A 16,719-nucleotide genomic window follows, 5' to 3' on the forward strand; every position below is an offset into this window, starting at 1 on the left:
AACGACACCCAAGGTTCAGCCCAGCCCAGGCCGCGGCGGGGACGACGCCGGGGGCCGGGTCAGGAGCCGGAGGGACGGCCAGACCCGGAGCCACATGTAAAACCGGCCCGCGCCGTGGCGGCGGGCAACGGCCTGCCGCACTGGTGGCAGGAGGTCATCGGCATCGCGCTCCTCTACGGCGCGTACACGGGCGTGCGGGGCCTCAAGAGCGACGACCTGGCCAGCGCGGACCACCTCGGCCGGGAGCTGCTGCGCCTGGAGAACGTCTGGCACATCAACCCCGAGCACACCCTCAACAACGTGCTGGCGCAGGTGCCCGCGCTGGCGGTGCCCGCCTGCTACTTCTACGCGACGCTGCACTACATCCTCACGCCCGCGGTGCTGATCTGGATGTACCGGCGCAACCCGGGCCACTACCGGGTGGCGCGCAGCACGATCCTGTTGGCGACGGTCATCGGCCTGGTCGGGTTCTGGCTGCTGCCGACCACTCCGCCACGGCTGCTGGCCGGCACCTGGTACCACGACACGATGGCCGACGTCTCGGGCTGGGGCTGGTGGGGCGGCGACGCGAGCGCCCCGCGCGGGCTGGGCGGCCTCACCAACCAGTACGCGGCGATGCCGTCACTGCACTGCGGCTGGGCGCTGTGGTGCGGCTACCTCCTGGCCAGGTTCGCTCGCCATCGGGCCGTGAGGGTGATCGGGGCGTGTTACCCGGTCATGACGACCCTCGTCGTCATGTCGACCGGCAACCACTACTTCCTCGACGCCGTCGGCGGCTTCGTCGACCTTCTGCTCGCCGTCACGATCGTCCTCCTGGTCCGCCGTGCGCTGCCCCGCCGGCCCCGGCTCACCCCCGCGGCGGTGGAGGGCACCGGCCGGCCGCAGGCCACTGGTCAACCGGTGCCCTCCAGCCGCAGGCCACCCGGCGGCGACCGTCCGCCGACTCGCCCGGCCCAGCCGGCCCGCCCGGCTCCCGGGCCGGATCCGGATCCTGGCCCGGCGGCGGTCGCGGGCCCAGAAGCGGGCCCCGGATCCCGAAGGACACCTCGTGAGGACCTGCATGCCGCCAGGCGCGGCGAGACTTCCCCGTCCAGGCGGCGGGACGTCCGTCAGCGGACGGCGGTGAGGAAGGGGCTGGGGGTGCCGCTCCAGGAGACGTAGAGCTGCTCGCGGGCACGGGTGCAGGCGACGAACAGCGCGCAGCGTTCCTGCAGGAGATCGACGGCGTGTGCGTATGGGTCCTCCTCGGCCGGTGTCACCGGGCTGCGGGCCGGTACGAGCCCGTCGGACACGCCAACCACGGCCAGGCAGCGGAACTCCAGCCCTTTCATCCCGTGCATCGACCCGACGGCGACGGGGCTTGCCGGGGCGACGCCCCGGCGGCCCTTCAGCTTCGGCCTGCTGAGCGCCCTGGCGATGATCCCCGCGTCGGTCAGCGCCGTGACCGCCTCGTCGACGAGGATGTTCTTGCGGGCCGCGACGCCGATCTCGGCTGGCTCGACGCCCGCGTCCAGCCAGCCGCGGACCACCTCGACGAGGCCCTTGAGCTCGTCGGGCGGCGTCAGCGCGCCGACGAGCACCGGCCGGCGGCCGTGCAGCTCGGAGCGGTAGCCCGCGATCCGGTCGAGCCCGCCGTCGAGGTCGTCGATCCGCTCGTCGCGCAGCATGCCGAGGCTCCAGGCGAGGATCTCGGCGGTCGTGCGGTAGTTGATGGTCAGTCGGCTGGCCCGGCCGGCGACGACGATGCCGTGCTCGCGCAGTGTCACCCGGTTGCCGTAGATCCGCTGGTGGGCGTCGCCGGCGAGGAACAGGTCGTTCTGGTCCGGGCCGGCGACGGCGCGCAGCAGCCGCCACTGGACGGGGCTGAGGTCCTGCGCCTCGTCGACGATGACGTGGCGGAACGGCCGGCGCCCGCCGGACGGGACCGGGACGCCCGGCGCATGCGGGCCGAACAGGTCCGCGGGCACGGCGCCGGCCTCGAGCAGCCGGGTCGCCTCGGCGCAGACCATCGCGTAGGTGAGCGCGTCCCGTTCCCGCAGCCGGGCCTGGAACGCCTCGACGGCGGCCCACACCCGGGCGCGCTGCGCGGCGGTCAGCGCCCGGCCGCGCCCGGCGCGGGACGCGGCCTGGTAGCCGGCCAGGTCGGTGATCCCGTGTCCGAGGATGACCTGGCGCCATTCGTCGGCGACGAACCGCTCGCCCAGCGGCAGCCCGTGCTCGGCGACGGTCTCCTGCCAGAGCAGGGCCTCGTCGGCGCCCGCGAGGAGCGGCGGGTTGCCGTGGGCCGTCCGGTAGATCCGGTTCGCGACCTGGTCGACGGTGAGGACCGTGATCCGGTCACGGATCTCGGCCTTCTCCTCCAGCAGGGCCAGGTTCGCCTCGATCGTCGACGTCAGCGCCTTGGTGAACGTGGTCAGCAGGACGGGGCCCTCACCGCCGGCTGCGAGGTGGCGGGCGCGGTGCAGCGCGACGACGGTCTTGCCGGTGCCCGGGCCACCGGTGACCCGCGCCGGCCCGCGGAAATGGCCGAGGGCGACCTTGTTCTGGACGGGGTGTAGAAAGATCCGCCACAGGTCGAACGGGTGGCTCAGCATGTCGAGCAGCGCGGCAGGGCCAGAGACGAGCACCACCCGGTCCTGGCTGCGTTCGACCGCGGCGGTGACATCGTCCGGGTCGAAGCGGGCCTGGTCGGCCGTGACGCCGTCAGCTGGGACTGGCGGCGCCTTGTCACCGGTAAGGCCGGTGACGTCGGCCGCGATGTCCGCCCAGACCTCCTCGGGCGACATCCCGGCGACCAGGCCGTAGAGCACCGACCACTGGCTGTCCGGCAGGAACGCCTTGGCGGTCTCGAGCTGGGCGACGTCGGTGAGCGCGCGGGCGAAGGCGAGCGTCTGGTCGTCGACACCGAGCCGCCGCAACGTCGCGTCGTCCACGTCGGCGAGCAGCCTCCGGTACTCGTCGACGCGGCTCGCCCAACGGGTCATCTCCGGCAGGGTCGCGTCGATGGCGACGCTGTCGCGGATCTCGATCCGGCCGGTGGCGGCGTTCACCGAGACCCGGCGCCGCTGGGCCCAGGTGTAGGCCTCGTCATGCGGCAGGACCTTGAGCAAAGTGAACGAGTCGCCGCTGTCCGGGGCGAGGACGACCCCACGCCAGAACTGGTCGATCCGGATCGTGCGCAGCCGGCCGTCGCGCGCGTTGCTGATCTTCTCGAGGTGCAGGCCGGTGTGGGTGGCGTGCTCGAACTTCGCGAACGTGTCGGTGACCTTCTCCTGGACGGGCTTGTCCAGCCGCGCGAAGTCCCGCAAGAACTCCTTGTCGATACCCAGCCGAGCCACCGGAGCGTCCCCTCCCGTCCCGCACCATGCGCGCCCAGGCATGCACACTCAGGCAGCGGCTCGGCCATGCCGAGACATCGCCCCGTGCGCCAGCCCGGGCGCGCCCCCTGAGACCATACGAGCGGTTCCACCGCTATCCGTAGGCCTCGCTCCATTTCGGTCACATCCAGCGATACGCGCACGATCCGGCATTGGGGCATCAGTCAGCGCCACTCACGCCAGCCCACCCGTACTCGCCCGCTATCAGAGCGTGAGCATAGGTCACCGCGAGCAATTGTTCGAACACTAGTTCGATCGTGTCGCGGTCCACAACCGCGGACTCCTGTAGGTTCCCCCGTCGATCTTCATATTCCCGCCGAGGACTTCATATTCCCCGGGGACACGAAAAGATCCAGGTCGGCGGATCTTCCAGCTGACGCCGGGCGCAAGCGCAGCCAGCATCCTGTGAACGGCGAGTTGCATCAGCGCAGTCGGCGGTCGCGGCGTGAACGTCCCCCGGGAAGTCCCCCACTGTCCGACGAGATTTGGACAGATTTGTCGGTCTTCGGCTGGCCGCCAGCGTCATGATTCGGTGTGGATGTGGTGTGACGGTCCACACCGGTCTGGCAAGCTGTGAGCGTGGTCCCGGGGGAGGAGCCAGCCGGCCTGCCGCCTGCGCGGGTGGATTTTTTCGTGTCCTACACCGGTGCCGACGAGGCGTGGGCGACCTGGGTCGCCGAGGCGCTGGAGAGGACCGGCAAGACCGTCACCGTGCAGGTCTGGGACTCCCCGGCCGGGGCGAACTTCGTCGTCTGGATCAACGATCAGATGGCGGCCGCCGGGCGGACGGTCGCCATCTGCTCGCCCGCCTACTTCGACTCCCACTGGTGCACCCAGGAATGGACCGGGGCGCTGGCCGGCATGAAACTGATCCCGCTGCGGGTCGCCGACTGCCCGATGCCCCCGGTGCTGGCCACCGTCTCCTACCGGGACCTGCACGGCGTCGACGAGGACACCGCCCGGCGGCGGCTGTTGGAGGCCACCGGGCTGGCCAAGACAACCCGAGTCTCCACCGGGTTTCCCGGCGCAGCGCCGACGTCTGGGGGCGGAGCGGGTGGCACACCGTTCCCAGGCCGGCACCCCGCGATCTTCAACGTGCCCCCGCGGCTGAGGTACTTCACCGGCCGCCAGGATCTGCTCGACCGGCTGCGGGCCGGACTCGCGGAGGGCTCACCGGTGGCGATCACCGCTCTGCGCGGCCTCGGCGGCGTCGGCAAGACCCAGCTCGCGATCGAGTACGCCCACCGGCACGCGGCCGCGTTCGACCTGGTCTGGTGGGTCGAGGCCGAGCAGGCCGCCCTGGTCGGCGAGCGTCTCGCCGACCTCGCGGACCGGCTCGACCTGCCTACCACCGGACGGATGCCCGACGACGCGGACGCCGTGCTGGACGCCCTGCGTCGCCGGGAGCGGTGGCTGTTGGTGTTCGACAACGCCGAAGACCCCGACGCACTGCGACCCTGGTTACCCGGCGGCCCCGGCCAGGTCATCGTCACGTCGCGGAACCCGGCCTGGGGCGGGCTCGCCGCGCCCCTCGACGTCAACGTGCCGCCCCGCGACGAGGCCGTCGCGCTGCTGGCCCGCCGTGTGCCGGACATCCACCCGGAGGCCGCGGACGCGCTCGCCGCCGAACTCGGTGACCTCCCGCTCGCCCTCGAGCAGGCCGCCGCCTACCTGGAGACCACAGGCGTATCCCCAGCCGACTATCTGACGAAGTTCCGCGCCCGCCGCCCCGAGATGCTCGGCCGGGGCCGTGACCTGGCCTATGGCGGCAACCTCGACACCGTCTGGTCGCTCGCTCTGGACCGACTGCGCACCCAGGCGCCGGCCGCCGTAACGCTGCTGGACATCTGCGCCCACCTCGGACCCGAACCAATCCCCCTGGCCCTGTTCAGGCGACCCGTCAGGCACCAACGGTGGACCAGACGCAAGCCTGCCGCCGCGCCCGAGGATCTCGACGACACCGTCGGCGCGGTGCTGCTCTACTCCCTGGCCCGTCGCTTCGGGGACACCATCGCGCTGCACCGGCTGGTCGCGGCCGTCATTCGTGCCCACCAGCCCCCCGACCGGCACGAGAAGGCCGCCGCGACCGCGCGGGAACTGCTGGTGGCCCACCGGCCCGCCTACTACGTGGTAGACCCGGCCGGCTGGCCAGTCTGGGCCGAGTTGGCGCCCCAGGTTCTCACCGCCCCCGCCCTGCACCCCAACGACGCCGGCGCCGACATCGGCAGCGAGGCCCGCGAGCTGCTGGCCGAGGCCGGCATGTATCTCTATACCCGAGGCGACTTCCGCGCCGCCCACACCCTCACCGCCGCGCTGCACCAGCAGTGGACGACCATCCTCGGTAGTGATCACCCCGACACCCTGACCTCGGCGAGCGCCCTCACCAACGCCCTGCTCCTGCTCGGGGATTACCAGGCCGCCCGGACCCTGGCCGAGGACATCCTGGCGCGGTGCCGCCGGATGGTCGGCGACGATGACCCCGCCACCCTGAGCTCTGCGCACAGCGTCGCCTTCGCCCTGTACCTGCTCGGGGACTACCGTGCCGCCCGGGACCTCGACGAAGACACATTGACGCGCTGGCGCCGTGTCCTCGGCGACGACAACCCCAACACGCTGCTTACGGCGAACAACCTCGCCGCCGACCTATGCGAGCTCGGGGAGCACCAGGCCGCCCGAACCCTCGCCGAGGACACCCTGGCCCGCTACCGCCGGGTCCTCGACGACGACCACCCTCACACCCTGGACTCGGCAATCAACCTCGCCGCCGCCCTGCACCAGCTCGGGGAGTACCAAGCCGCCCGCGAACTGAACAAGGACACCCTGACCCGCCTCCGCCGTCTCCTGGGCAACGACCACTACGACACCCTGCGTACGGCAATCAACCTCGCCGCCGACCTGCGCAAGCTCGGGGAGTACCAAGCCGCCCGCGAACTGAACGAGGACACCCTGGCCCGCTACCGCCGCACCTTCGGCGATGACCACCCCTTCACCCTGCGCTCGGCGAACAACCTCGCCGCCGACCTGCACGCCCTCGGCGACCACCAGGCCGCCCGAACCCTCGACGAAGACACGCTGGCCCGCTACCGCCGGGTCCTCGACGACGACCATCCCCACACCCTGGACTCGATGAACAACCTCGCCGCCGACCTGCGCGAGCTCGGGGAGCACCAGGCCGCCCGAACCCTCGACGAAGACACGTTGACTCGCCGCCGCCGTATCCTCGGCAACGACCATCCCGATACCCTGCGCTCGGCGAACAACCTCGCCAGAGACCTGCGCCTGCTCGGCGACCACCAGGCCGCGCGCGAGTGGGAGGAGTTCGTCCGACGGTGACCTGGTCAACTCACACGTGGTCAGACGCTGCGCACCTCCGCCAGGCAACACGGCGCAGAACTGCCATCAGAACCCGGTAAGTCAGTACTGCGCCTAGTGACATCCAACCTGGGAACCCCTGGCGGCGCGCCACTGACTGGAAGATCAACCGGGGAACCTACACCCACTTGTAGGTTCCCCCGTTGATCTTCGTATTCCCACCGATCTCTACATCTCCCTGGGGAGATGAAGAGATCTAGGCGGGCGGATCTTCGGTTGCCGACGATGCCACCCTCGCGGTCGTGGCGCGCGCGGCCGACGTCGATCAACGGGCCAAGATCGGTCCGATCGCAAGATCAGCTTTAGGTTCCGAAGGTTGGTCCAGGGCGTGGCTTGGTGGACGCGCCGGCGCGGTCAGGACGCGGCGGCCGACGGGGGCGGCACGGGCAGTCCGGCCAGGGCCGCGTCGACGACGGCGACGAGTTCAGCCCGGTCCAGCCCAATCCCGATCAGGGAGCCGATGCCTCGGAAGTCGACGACCAGCAACGTCGCCAGCGTGACCGGCTCGGCCGCTGGATCGAGGTCGCCGTTGCGCTGCGCCGCCCGCAGGCAGCCGGCCAGGGCCGCCCGCTGCGCTTCGAAGCCCTGGGACAGCCGTGCTGTGGCGTCCCGGTCGCGCCCGGCCAGCTCGACGGTGAAGCGGCTGGCCATGCAGGCCAGCTGCTCGGGGTCGTTCAGCTGCCGGTCGACGGAGTCGATGAAGTAGGCCCGCAGGCGCTCCATCGCGGTCTCGTCCGGGCCGGCCAACGCGGCCGCGCCGGACGCCTCGTCCTGATCGCAGTAGTCCCCCAGCGCGGCCAGGAACAGCGCGTGCTTGTCGCCGAAGGCGGCGTAGAGGCTGCCGCGGCCGAGCCCCGTCGCGGCCGAGATGTCATCGAGGCTCGTCCCGTCGTAGCCGTTCTTGCGGAACTCGCGCTCGACGGCCGCCAGCACCTCCCGCCGGTCAAAGCCAGGTGGGCGCCCCATCGGGCGATCGTATCCACGGATCTGATTGTTGGCGGAATAGTCCAGAACTCTCAGAGTTCTTTACTGAACAGTCCAGATCGTTGGGCCTCCATGCCGACCGGGCGCCGCGCGCACGCGCCGGGCCCCCGACCGCGAGATGCGAGCCACCTCATGACTCAGCAGGAAGCCCAGCCAGACCGGGCCGGTCCCAATCTCGGCGCCGTCCCGCCCATCCCGAGCCAGCGCCGTGCGGGCGCCGGCGCCCGGCCCGTCTCCCCGGCCCTGCTGCTGGCGATCCTGTCGATCGCGAGCTTCCTGGCCCAGCTCGACGTGTGGGTCACCAACGTCGGCCTGCCCGCCATCGGGCGCGGCACCCACGCCGGTTCCCTGGCCGACCTGAGCTGGGTGCTCAACGGCTACGCGATCGTCTACGCCGCGCTGCTGGTGCCGGCCGGCCGCCTGGTGGACCGGTTCGGCCGCAAGGGTGGCTTCCTGCTTGGCCTGACCGTGTTCGCCGTCGCCAGCATCGGCGCCGGCCTGTCCGGCGACATCTGGGTGCTGGTCGGGTTCCGGGTCCTGCAGGCCGTCGGCGCGGCCCTGCTCACCCCGGCCAGCCTCGGCCTGGTGCTGCTGACCGCGCCGGCGGCGAAGATCGGCACCTACGTGAAGATCTGGTTCACCACCGGCGCGCTGTCGGCCGCCTCCGGCCCGGTGCTGGGCGGCCTGCTCGTGGAGGCGTCCTGGCGGTGGCTGTTCCTGGTGAACATCCCGGTCGCGGTGGCCGCGATCGTGCTGGGCGCCCGCTACCTGCCCAGCAGCCGGGACGCCGGCGACCACCTGCCCGACCTGCGCGGCGGCGGGCTGCTCATCGTCGCGATCGGCGCGCTGGCCCTGGGGCTGGTCAAGGCGCCGGACTGGGGCTGGTCGAGCGTCCGGGTGGTCGTCGCGTTCGTCCTCGCGGCGGTCGCGCTGGCGTCGTTCCTGGCCAGCTCCGCCCGCCACCCGGCGCCGGTCGTCACCCTCTCCCTGTTCCGGGACCGGGTGTTCACCACCGCCAACCTGGTGGCCACCGTCGCCTTCATGGCCTTCGGGATCGAGCTGCTCTCGACGATCCTGTGGCTCCAGGGTCACTGGCACTACTCGGTGATCCGCACCGGGCTGGCCTCCACGCCTGGCCCGGTGATGTTCGCGGTCGGCTCGGCGGTCGCGGAGACCCTCCAGGCGCGTACCCGGCTGCGAGCGGGACGGATCGCGGTCGCGGGCGCGCTGCTGGCCGCCGTCGGTACGATCATGCTGACCCGCCTGGTCACCGACGAGCCCCGGTTCGTGGCCGCGTTCCTGCCGACCTGGGTGGTCCTCGGCCTGGGTTACGGCCTGGCGGTGCCGACCGCGATCACCCGGGCCACGGTCGGCCTGCCACCGAAGGACTCCGCGACCGGCAGCGCGATCGTGACGATGGCCACCCAGCTCGGCTCGGTCATCGGGATCAGCGTCCTGGTGGCGATCCTGGGCCGCGCCTCCGGCGCGGCGAGCCACGCGGTCTTCCAGCACGCCTGGTACGTGTCGGCCGGAGCGCTCGTGGCAGCGGCCCTCGCCTCGTTCGGCCTGGACTCACGAGCCACATCGCCGTCCCGACCCGACCTCCCACCGGCCGCAGCGAGTGCCGCCGACGCCAGCGAACCGGAGGCAGCGGCCCGGGTGTGAGGACGCCGCCGGCTCAGGCCGGCTCGGTGTCCACGTCCGCCGGCGCGGCGGGCGTGGCATCCGGGCCGGCACCGCCGGGCCGCCGGGCCGGTCCGCGCCGGCAACGCGCGGCCAGGCCGCGTCCACCTGCCAGCCGTCGCGTATCAGCATCGTCTCGCGCATCCGGCCCTCGTAACTCATCCCGAGCCGCCGCAGGACAGCGGCCGACGCGACGTTACGCGGGTCGCACGTGGCGAAGACGCGATGAAGATTGTGCTCCTCGAATCCGAGTTGGACGAGCTGGCTGGCGGCGGCGGTGGCCAGCCCTTTCCCCCAGTAGTCAGGATGCAGCAGGTAGCTGATTTCCCCCTGATCCCGGCCGCGAAGGTTCAGCTCGCAGTTCCCGACAACGTATCCGTCGAGGGCAACCGCGTAGACGAACCTCGTCCGAGAAGAGGAAGTCCACGCTTTCGCGGCCTCCCGTACGAACTCACGTGTCTGCTCCGTCGTGTTGGGACCCCACGCCTGGTAGCGGCAGACCCGCTCCTGGCTCGCCCAGGCATGGACTGCCAGCCAGTCGTCCTCCTCGATCGGCCTGAGCAGCACCTCTCCCGACCTCGGACCCGCCATGTGTGGACTATGCCACCGACCGCACCGGCCCAACTCCCAATCGCCACCGACCGCGACCGTCAACCCTCTCGCATCCGATGCGGGATCCTCAGCGCGACCGCCGCGGACCGAGGGGCACCCCTGACCCCGAACGAACGTCGGGCCAGGTCCCCGTGTCCACGGGGACCTGGCCCTCCTTCCGCGCCTTGGGACGCGGCGTCGCGTCCGGTATTAGGCCCGGCCCTCTCGTGAACCCTGGGCGATCAGGTGGGCTTGCGCCAGGTGACCGCATAGCGAAACAGCGGAAGACGCCGCCACCGCATCCCCGGAAGAACAGCCGAGGCGATCTTGCGCGCTTGGGTATAGGTATGGGGGTAATTCATCTGAACGGGCGCCGAGTGGTGCCAGACCCCGCGAGTGCGCGCGAACACCTGGTACTGGACAACACCGACCCCCTCCATCGCAAGGTCAGCCAGATTCCCATTGCGCGCGCAACCGATCACGACCAACACCCCTCCCGGGGCCGTCAACGCGGCCAGCTTCGCCAGTCCGGCGCCCAGGTCGGGCAAATGGTGAACAGCCGCGATCGAAGCGACAACGTCGAAGTGGTTTTCGGGCAGCGGGCAACTCATCACGTCCGCCACAACCCACCGGATGTCGGCATCGAGCTGGCGCGCCCGCTCCACCACCTCGGAGTTCCGATCGATGCCCGTCACGTCGGGAACAAGCTCGCGAAGGTCAGCCGCCAGCAGGCCATCACCACTACCGACGTCGAGTGCCGTCCTTGCACCTGGCGCAACCTCGTTTAGGACCAACCGGTGATGATGCGTGTTGGGATTCCACCTCTGACGCAGATCAGTGGGCATACCCGATACCCTGCCACGCAGCCCGAGACCGCTCGGCCCCACCTAGGGTCTGTTTGGGAAGCCTGTCAGGGTAGCCATTCGTTGATCGCGGCGATGGTGACTGTTACTTCGTAGCGGACGGTGAGTTTGTCATACCGGGTCGCGACGGCCCGGTGGCGTTTCAACCGGTTGATGCCGCACTCCACGGGGCGGCGCTGCTTGTAGGCGTCCTTGCTGAACGACGGTGGCCGCCCCCCGGCTCCCGAGCTTCTTCCGGTTCGCCGCCTGGTCCTTCTTCTCCGGGATGGTGGCGCGGATCCCACGCCGACGCAGGTAAGTCCGGTTCTTCTTCGAGCTGTACGCCTTGTCCGCCAGCACCCGATCCGGACAGGTCCTCGGTCTGCCCCGCCCAGACCGGGGAACCCGGATCCGTTCCAGCACCGCGGTGAACTGCGGACTGTCCCCGCGCTGCCCGGCAGTGACCAGCAACGCCAGCGGCTTCTGCCCGTTTTCGCAGGCCAGATGCAGCTTGGTCGTCAACCCACCCCGGGACCGCCCGATCCCATGATCTTCCGGTTCGGTGTCAACGCCACCCGGGCTGTCCCGCTGAAGATCCCCTTTTTCGACGTCCCTGCCGCATGCTGATGCACCCGCGCCACCGTCGAGTCCACCGACACCTCCCAGGTGATCATCCCGGTGGCGTCCGCCCGGGCCTGCAACCCGCTCAGGACCCGCTTCCACGTCCCATCACGCTGCCAGTCCCGGAACGGCCCGTATATCATCCACTGGCCGTAGTCGGCGGTCATGGCGGTGTCGTCGTCGCAGTCGGCGCCGCCGATGTATCTGTCGTTCTTCGTCTGCCGGAGCTGAGCGCGCGGAGCGGGTGCCTGTCACGATACGTCAACTTGACTCGATCTTCACGGCTTTCGCCGGTCCAGACCTCTAGGAGGTAGGTCGACTGACATACTTCTTAGAGATCCCCGGTTCCTGCACGCGCGGGGTGCGGTGGTCGGTGACGCCGGGCTGCTCGGCTCTACAGGGCCGAGCTGCCGCCGCGCGGGTGGTCCATCAGCGAGGAGAGGCTGGCAGCATGGGCGTAACGATTGAAACCATTTCGCCGGGGGACGGTAAGACCTTCCCCAAGAAGGGGGACGAGGTGGCGTTTCACTATGTCGCCACCTTCCTCACCGTCAAGCACGCCGACTGGTTCGGCCTCAACCCCCCGCGCCCCGGCGACATTTTCGCCTCGTCCGGTGATCGACCGCGCGACTGGCCGATGACGCACGTGATCGGTACCGCCCCGTTCCATGGGCTCAGGGGGTGGGATAAGGGGTTCCCCCAGCTGTCGCTCGGCGAAAAGGCGCGGCTCGACATCACATCTGACTACGCGTACGGCCAAGGCATTGCGGGCTACATTCCGCCCGACTCCGACGTCCGCTTCGAAGTGGAACTAATCGATATAAAGTCGGGAGGACGATGGCTGCACGGCCGATAGGATCTCGGCTCCGGCCGCTCATCAGCCCAGAAGAACGTGTACGCGGAGCAAGGCGGGTATGCCGCCAGCCGGACTAGTCGATCATGTGACGCTCCGACGCGCCGAAGGGGCGGCTGGATCGGAGTGCCGGACAGTCAGTCCCTGGTCGCTCCGGCGGGCCATACAACATGGACGGGCTTGGCTTGCTGGATGGCGTAGTACGGCAGCAGCACTTTTGTGATCGTCTTGTGTTCCCGCGAGGACGGCCTGGTCGCGGTGGTGGACGTCAAGCCTCGCCGGCGTCGACCCGTCCGTCGGCAGCATCGGCGACGCCTACGGCAACGCACTCGCCGAGACCACGGCGGAGCCCGGGACCTGACAGGCCAACGTCAGTGGCCGAGTTCTGAAGACCCAGGTCAACACCTGTATCCGAGTTCTGGCGCCCTACAGGCTTCCACGAGGGAGGCGCATCGCGGCGACCCGGGCCTGGCCGCGGGGCGGCGCACGGTGTCGGCGAGGAGGCATTGCACGGCGGGTGGGCGTAGATAATGGTGCTATGACCGATGATGGGTCGGGACCAACCTGGCCGAGGAATGCGGCCGGAGAGACCTACGGATCGGGTGCGGACGGCCTGTCCCGAGGCGACCGGCCGGACCTGATCTCGGCTGGGACCAGAAACGGGAAGCGCGGCTACGTCAGGCGGACCGAACTCGAAGCTGCGATCGGTACCGGTCTGCCGCCCGCCGCATTGGTCGAATGGAACAAGAAGGTCGCGGCGCGGGCGGCGGCCGGAGAGCGAACCCTGGTCCCGGTCTACGAGCAGGACGGCGTGACTGTCATCGGCAGCTTCGCAGTCGGTTCCGCCCAGCCCGCCCAGCCCGCCCGACCAGGGCGGCCAGGGCCTGTGCGGCGTGCTGCTGCTCCAGCCAGCGACGCTCCGGTCGAGTGGTACTACGGCAGAGACGGCTCTGACTTCGCGGGTTGAGGACCTGGCCCTTACAGCTGGAGCTGGAGTGATCGCTTCGGTGCGCCGGTGCCTCACTCGTCAGGGCGTGTCCACAGCGTCCCGCCGGCTGGCCCGGGGGGCAGCTCACGAGGCCTCCGCCGCGCGAGACCACCACAGGCCACCACCGGGCTGGGCGAGGTGAGTCCGGCGAGCGTGGCCGCCGTCCAGGTACCGCCGTGCCGAGGCCGGCCGCACGGATCAGCGGCCGGACGCCATGCTTCTCTAGCCAAACGCCCACGTCACCATCAGGGGAAACTCCTCCTGCCAGAAGGTGTCGCCGTGCGACCCGGGCCGCTCGTAGTTCACGACGTCCGCTCCCGCGTCGCGCAGCGCGTCCGCCCACCGCGCCGCGTTCTCGCGGAAAAACGGCTCGCGGCTGCCGGCGACGAGGTACGTACGCGGGACCGGGCTCGGCATCACGCCAGGCGGTCGGTAGCCCCCACCCGGTGACGCGCAGAAGATCGCACCGTAGACATCGGGATGCCGGAGCCCCAGGGCGAGCGCGAGCTCTCCGCTCGCCGAGACACCGGACACCGCGGTGCGGCCGGCGGGCAACTCGACTCCAAAACGCGTCCGCACCCAGCGGCGGACCTGTTCGACGAAGAACCTCTCGTGCGCGGCGAACCGTCCCGGGTCGAAACCCGGCGAGTACTCATGGAGCCGCTGCATCTCATCGACGAGGCGATGCGCACCGACGATCATCGTCGACGGTACGTCAGCCGCCTCCAGAACACCGCCCCACTGCGAGATCAACTGGCCGTCGCCGGCGAACACGACCGCCTCGGGCGGCTTCAACGGGAGATACACCGTGACCTCCCGGCCACCGTCGTACTCCAACGTCTCGGTGACCAGCTCTCCGGTAATGGACATTGCCGATGTCTCCTCGTCAGCAGCAGGAAGAACCGCCGTCTGCCCGGTGAAGATGGTCGTCGCCAATCCAGCCGCCAGCATGTCAGAGCCGTTCGGCACAGCCGCGCGGCCGCGTCCGAAGCGGCGTTCGGCGCCGTGCTCCGTCTCGACGACGACGAGGGCCGTCATCAGAACCGGCGCGACGAGCCGCTGATCGTCGCGGACGGGCTCCCCATCAGCCACCCGGCACCAGCGCCATCAGACCCCGGACCGGACAAGCCGCTCGGGTGCCTCCGCCGCCGCCCGCTCACTGAACTCCCGGTGGACCTGCTCGCCGGAGTACGACGGGCCGATCGGCGCCGGGGACGTCATTCGAAGAGGACACGGCCGGGGCATGCCGATCTCACCGGCCCACCCGCCTCGCGGCGATTCCCATCGCGGCAGGGCACCGAAGCCGAGGGCCCGCCCGCACGCCAGGCGTCGCTGGCTGGCTAGGGCGGACCGCGGCGTCCGGGCGGCGGCGGCCCGCGCCGAGCGTTGAGCTGCCACGCCCCGTGTTGGCCATCACATAACGCTCGTGTCTGCCTTTGACGGCATGAATCGCCACCCGTAGCGTGCGCGGCATGGACCCGTGGACGCCGGATCCGGCCGAAAACCGTTCATGGGCAGACACGGGGTACGAGTCGAAGAACTCAGCCCACCCGGACAACTCAGCCGACCCGGAGGCGGAGTACGACACGGCGTACGAGTGGCGGAACCCGCCCCCCTCGGACACGGAGCGCGGGTGGCAGGACGCGCCTCGCCCGGCCAGGCGCCACCGAGGCCGGAGGAGGCCGTGGAAGTTCATCACGCTCGTGACGACCGTGTCCGTGGTCCTCGTGGTCGGCGTCACCGCGACCATCGTGAGCGTGATCGCGCCAGGCAAGAAGAGCCATCCCGTCGTCGGGTTCGTACCGACGGGGGCCTCCCCCGAGCAGGACGGCGAGCAGATCACCACCGCGTTCCTGCGTGCGTGGGGGGCCGGCAGCCTCGGGTTGGCGGCCGGCTACACCGACAGCCCGCAGGCCGCCGGGGCGGCGCTCGCCGCGTACCGCGAGGGCCTCCATCTCGGGACGCTGAGCGGCTCGCCCACCGGCGCCACTGAGCTGACCGAAAGGGCGCCGCCCGAGACCGCGTCGACGCCGCGGGTCAAGGTCGCCTTCGCGGTGAACGCCCTGGTCGCGACCTCGGCAGGCACCGGGACGATCAGTGGTACCTGGAGCTACCACTCGTCGCTGGTCGCCTACCAGAAGCCGGACTCGCCAGCGTGGTCCATCGCGTGGGCACCTGACGCTCTCGCGCCGAACCTCACCGCGACCACCCACCTCGCCGCCGTCCCGGTGGCGCCGAAGGCGACGTCCGTCGTCGACTCCAGCGGCAACAGTCTCACCTCGTATCAGGACCCGGGCCTGAACACGATCGCGGGACTACTGAAGGCCAGCCCACCCAAGGACCTGGGGCAACCGGGACTCGCCGTCGAGATCCAGTCCGCCGACGGCACGCCGGTCAAGGGCACCCGGGCTGCAATCACCACGCCGGTCGACGCCACCCTGGCCACCACCATCAACGCCAAGGCGGAACAGGCCGCGCGCAGCGTCGTCGCGGAGCACCCGCAAAGCTCGATCGTCGCCATCCAGCCGTCCACCGGCCAGATCCTGGCCATCGCCAACAACGCCGGCTACAACGACTTCGCGCTCACCGCCGCGGTGGCACCAGGCTCGACCGGAAAAATCATCTCGGCCGCGGCACTGATCATCCAGGGGGTCCTCACCGCGAGCACCCCGGTCGCCTGCCCCGCCGTCTACACGGTGCAGGGCATCAGCTACCACAACGATAAGGACGAGTCCGAGCCGGCGTCGACGCCGTTCTCCTACGACTTCGCCCAGTCCTGCAACAACGCGTTCAGCCAGTGGTGGCAGCAGGAGAGCAACGGCCGCCTCGCCTCGGTCGCCAAGGAGTACTTCGGCCTCAACCAGCCCTGGGACATCGGCCTCGGCAAGCCTGCCACCTACTACAACCAGCCGGCAAGCGCCAGCGGCTCCGAGCTGGCCCAGAACATGTTCGGCCAGGGCCACATCACCGCGTCTCCGCTCGCGATGGCCTCAGTGGCGGCCACCGTCGCGGACGGGACCTTCAAGCAGCCCATTCTGCTGCCCGGAGCCTCGCAGATCGCCGCGACGCCCCTGCCCGCCAGCGTCGACTCGCAGCTGAAAACCATGATGCGCGATGTGGTCACCGAGGGCACGGCCGCCGGGCTCGGGTTCGGCCCGACCGTCTACGCCAAGACAGGAACCGCGGACGTCGACAACCAGGGGCAGCCCAACAGCTGGTTCGTGGCCTTCGACCCAGCCCAGGACATCGCCGTCGCCTGCCTTGTCCTCAACGCCGGGTACGGCGCCCAGTTCGCCGCCCCGGAAGTTCAGCACTTCCTGTCCAGCTATTAGATCAAGGTCCCGGACTCGCTGGACATGCAATGCTCGACGCCGGCCTGTCCGGCGACATCCAGCAGAACTGCCATCG

The 16,719-nt window shown here is 70.3% G+C and carries 13 protein-coding genes; 6 read left to right on the plus strand and 7 right to left on the minus strand.

Annotated features, from left to right (window positions below; translation table 11 throughout):
- Positions 1-114 precede the first annotated feature (114 nt).
- The gene (locus QOZ89_RS12225) at positions 115-1,161 is read left to right on the plus strand and encodes a phosphatase PAP2 family protein (RefSeq protein WP_312623796.1); all 1,047 of its coding nucleotides are present in this window, start codon (positions 115-117) and stop codon (positions 1,159-1,161) included.
- Here QOZ89_RS12225 and QOZ89_RS12230 read toward each other — a convergent pair.
- On the minus strand, positions 1,110-3,338 hold the full coding sequence (locus QOZ89_RS12230; protein WP_071046588.1) for a UvrD-helicase domain-containing protein: 2,229 nt from the start codon (positions 3,336-3,338) through the stop codon (positions 1,110-1,112). The genes QOZ89_RS12225 and QOZ89_RS12230 overlap by 52 nt on opposite strands.
- A 672-nt stretch (positions 3,339-4,010) precedes the next feature.
- On the opposite strand from QOZ89_RS12230, the gene fxsT reads away from it, so the two are divergent.
- A complete protein-coding gene (gene fxsT, locus QOZ89_RS12235) occupies positions 4,011-6,710 on the plus strand; it encodes an FxSxx-COOH system tetratricopeptide repeat protein (RefSeq protein ID WP_312623798.1) in 2,700 nt (899 codons plus the stop codon).
- Between the two features lie 393 nt (positions 6,711-7,103).
- Here fxsT and QOZ89_RS12240 read toward each other — a convergent pair whose 3' ends face one another.
- Positions 7,104-7,715, minus strand: a complete 612-nt coding sequence (locus QOZ89_RS12240) for a TetR/AcrR family transcriptional regulator (protein WP_071046590.1) — start codon at positions 7,713-7,715, stop codon at positions 7,104-7,106.
- A gap of 150 nt (positions 7,716-7,865) precedes the next feature.
- Between QOZ89_RS12240 and QOZ89_RS12245 the strand changes: the two genes are divergently transcribed.
- Positions 7,866-9,398, plus strand: coding sequence for an MFS transporter (locus QOZ89_RS12245; protein ID WP_071046591.1), 1,533 nt, complete (start codon positions 7,866-7,868; stop codon positions 9,396-9,398).
- On the opposite strand, the gene QOZ89_RS12250 is transcribed toward QOZ89_RS12245, so the two are convergent.
- From QOZ89_RS12250 to QOZ89_RS48255, 4 genes are all read right to left on the minus strand, one after another.
- A complete protein-coding gene (locus QOZ89_RS12250) occupies positions 9,306-9,983 on the minus strand; it encodes a GNAT family N-acetyltransferase (RefSeq protein WP_312623799.1) in 678 nt (225 codons plus the stop codon). The genes QOZ89_RS12245 and QOZ89_RS12250 overlap by 93 nt on opposite strands.
- A gap of 266 nt (positions 9,984-10,249) precedes the next feature.
- Positions 10,250-10,852, minus strand: a complete 603-nt coding sequence (locus QOZ89_RS12255) for a class I SAM-dependent methyltransferase (RefSeq protein ID WP_312623800.1) — start codon at positions 10,850-10,852, stop codon at positions 10,250-10,252.
- A 129-nt stretch (positions 10,853-10,981) separates the two neighbouring features.
- The gene (locus tag QOZ89_RS48250; RefSeq protein ID WP_312623801.1) at positions 10,982-11,371 is read right to left on the minus strand and encodes a transposase; all 390 of its coding nucleotides are present in this window, start codon (positions 11,369-11,371) and stop codon (positions 10,982-10,984) included.
- Positions 11,368-11,637 carry a hypothetical protein gene (locus QOZ89_RS48255; RefSeq protein ID WP_241841463.1) on the minus strand — a complete coding sequence of 90 codons (270 nt, stop codon included), beginning with the start codon at positions 11,635-11,637 and terminating at the stop codon, positions 11,368-11,370. Before QOZ89_RS48255 ends, QOZ89_RS48250 begins: the two co-directional genes overlap by 4 nt.
- Positions 11,638-11,921: 284 nt before the next feature.
- Between QOZ89_RS48255 and QOZ89_RS12270 the strand changes: the two genes are divergently transcribed.
- Both QOZ89_RS12270 and QOZ89_RS12275 read left to right on the plus strand, forming a co-directional pair.
- The gene (locus QOZ89_RS12270) at positions 11,922-12,326 is read left to right on the plus strand and encodes an FKBP-type peptidyl-prolyl cis-trans isomerase (RefSeq protein ID WP_312623802.1); all 405 of its coding nucleotides are present in this window, start codon (positions 11,922-11,924) and stop codon (positions 12,324-12,326) included.
- A gap of 535 nt (positions 12,327-12,861) precedes the next feature.
- On the plus strand, positions 12,862-13,290 hold the full coding sequence (locus QOZ89_RS12275) for a hypothetical protein (RefSeq protein WP_312623803.1): 429 nt from the start codon (positions 12,862-12,864) through the stop codon (positions 13,288-13,290).
- A 243-nt stretch (positions 13,291-13,533) separates the two neighbouring features.
- On the opposite strand, the gene QOZ89_RS12280 is transcribed toward QOZ89_RS12275, so the two are convergent.
- Positions 13,534-14,403, minus strand: coding sequence for an alpha/beta hydrolase (locus QOZ89_RS12280; RefSeq protein WP_312623804.1), 870 nt, complete (start codon positions 14,401-14,403; stop codon positions 13,534-13,536).
- Positions 14,404-15,014: 611 nt separating this feature from the next.
- Between QOZ89_RS12280 and QOZ89_RS12285 the strand changes: the two genes are divergently transcribed.
- On the plus strand, positions 15,015-16,643 hold the full coding sequence (locus QOZ89_RS12285; protein WP_241841865.1) for a penicillin-binding transpeptidase domain-containing protein: 1,629 nt from the start codon (positions 15,015-15,017) through the stop codon (positions 16,641-16,643).
- Positions 16,644-16,719 lie beyond the last annotated feature (76 nt).

This window comes from Pseudofrankia coriaricola, from assembly GCF_032027725.1.
In the GTDB taxonomy this organism is placed as follows: Bacteria; Actinomycetota; Actinomycetes; order Frankiales; family Frankiaceae; genus Pseudofrankia.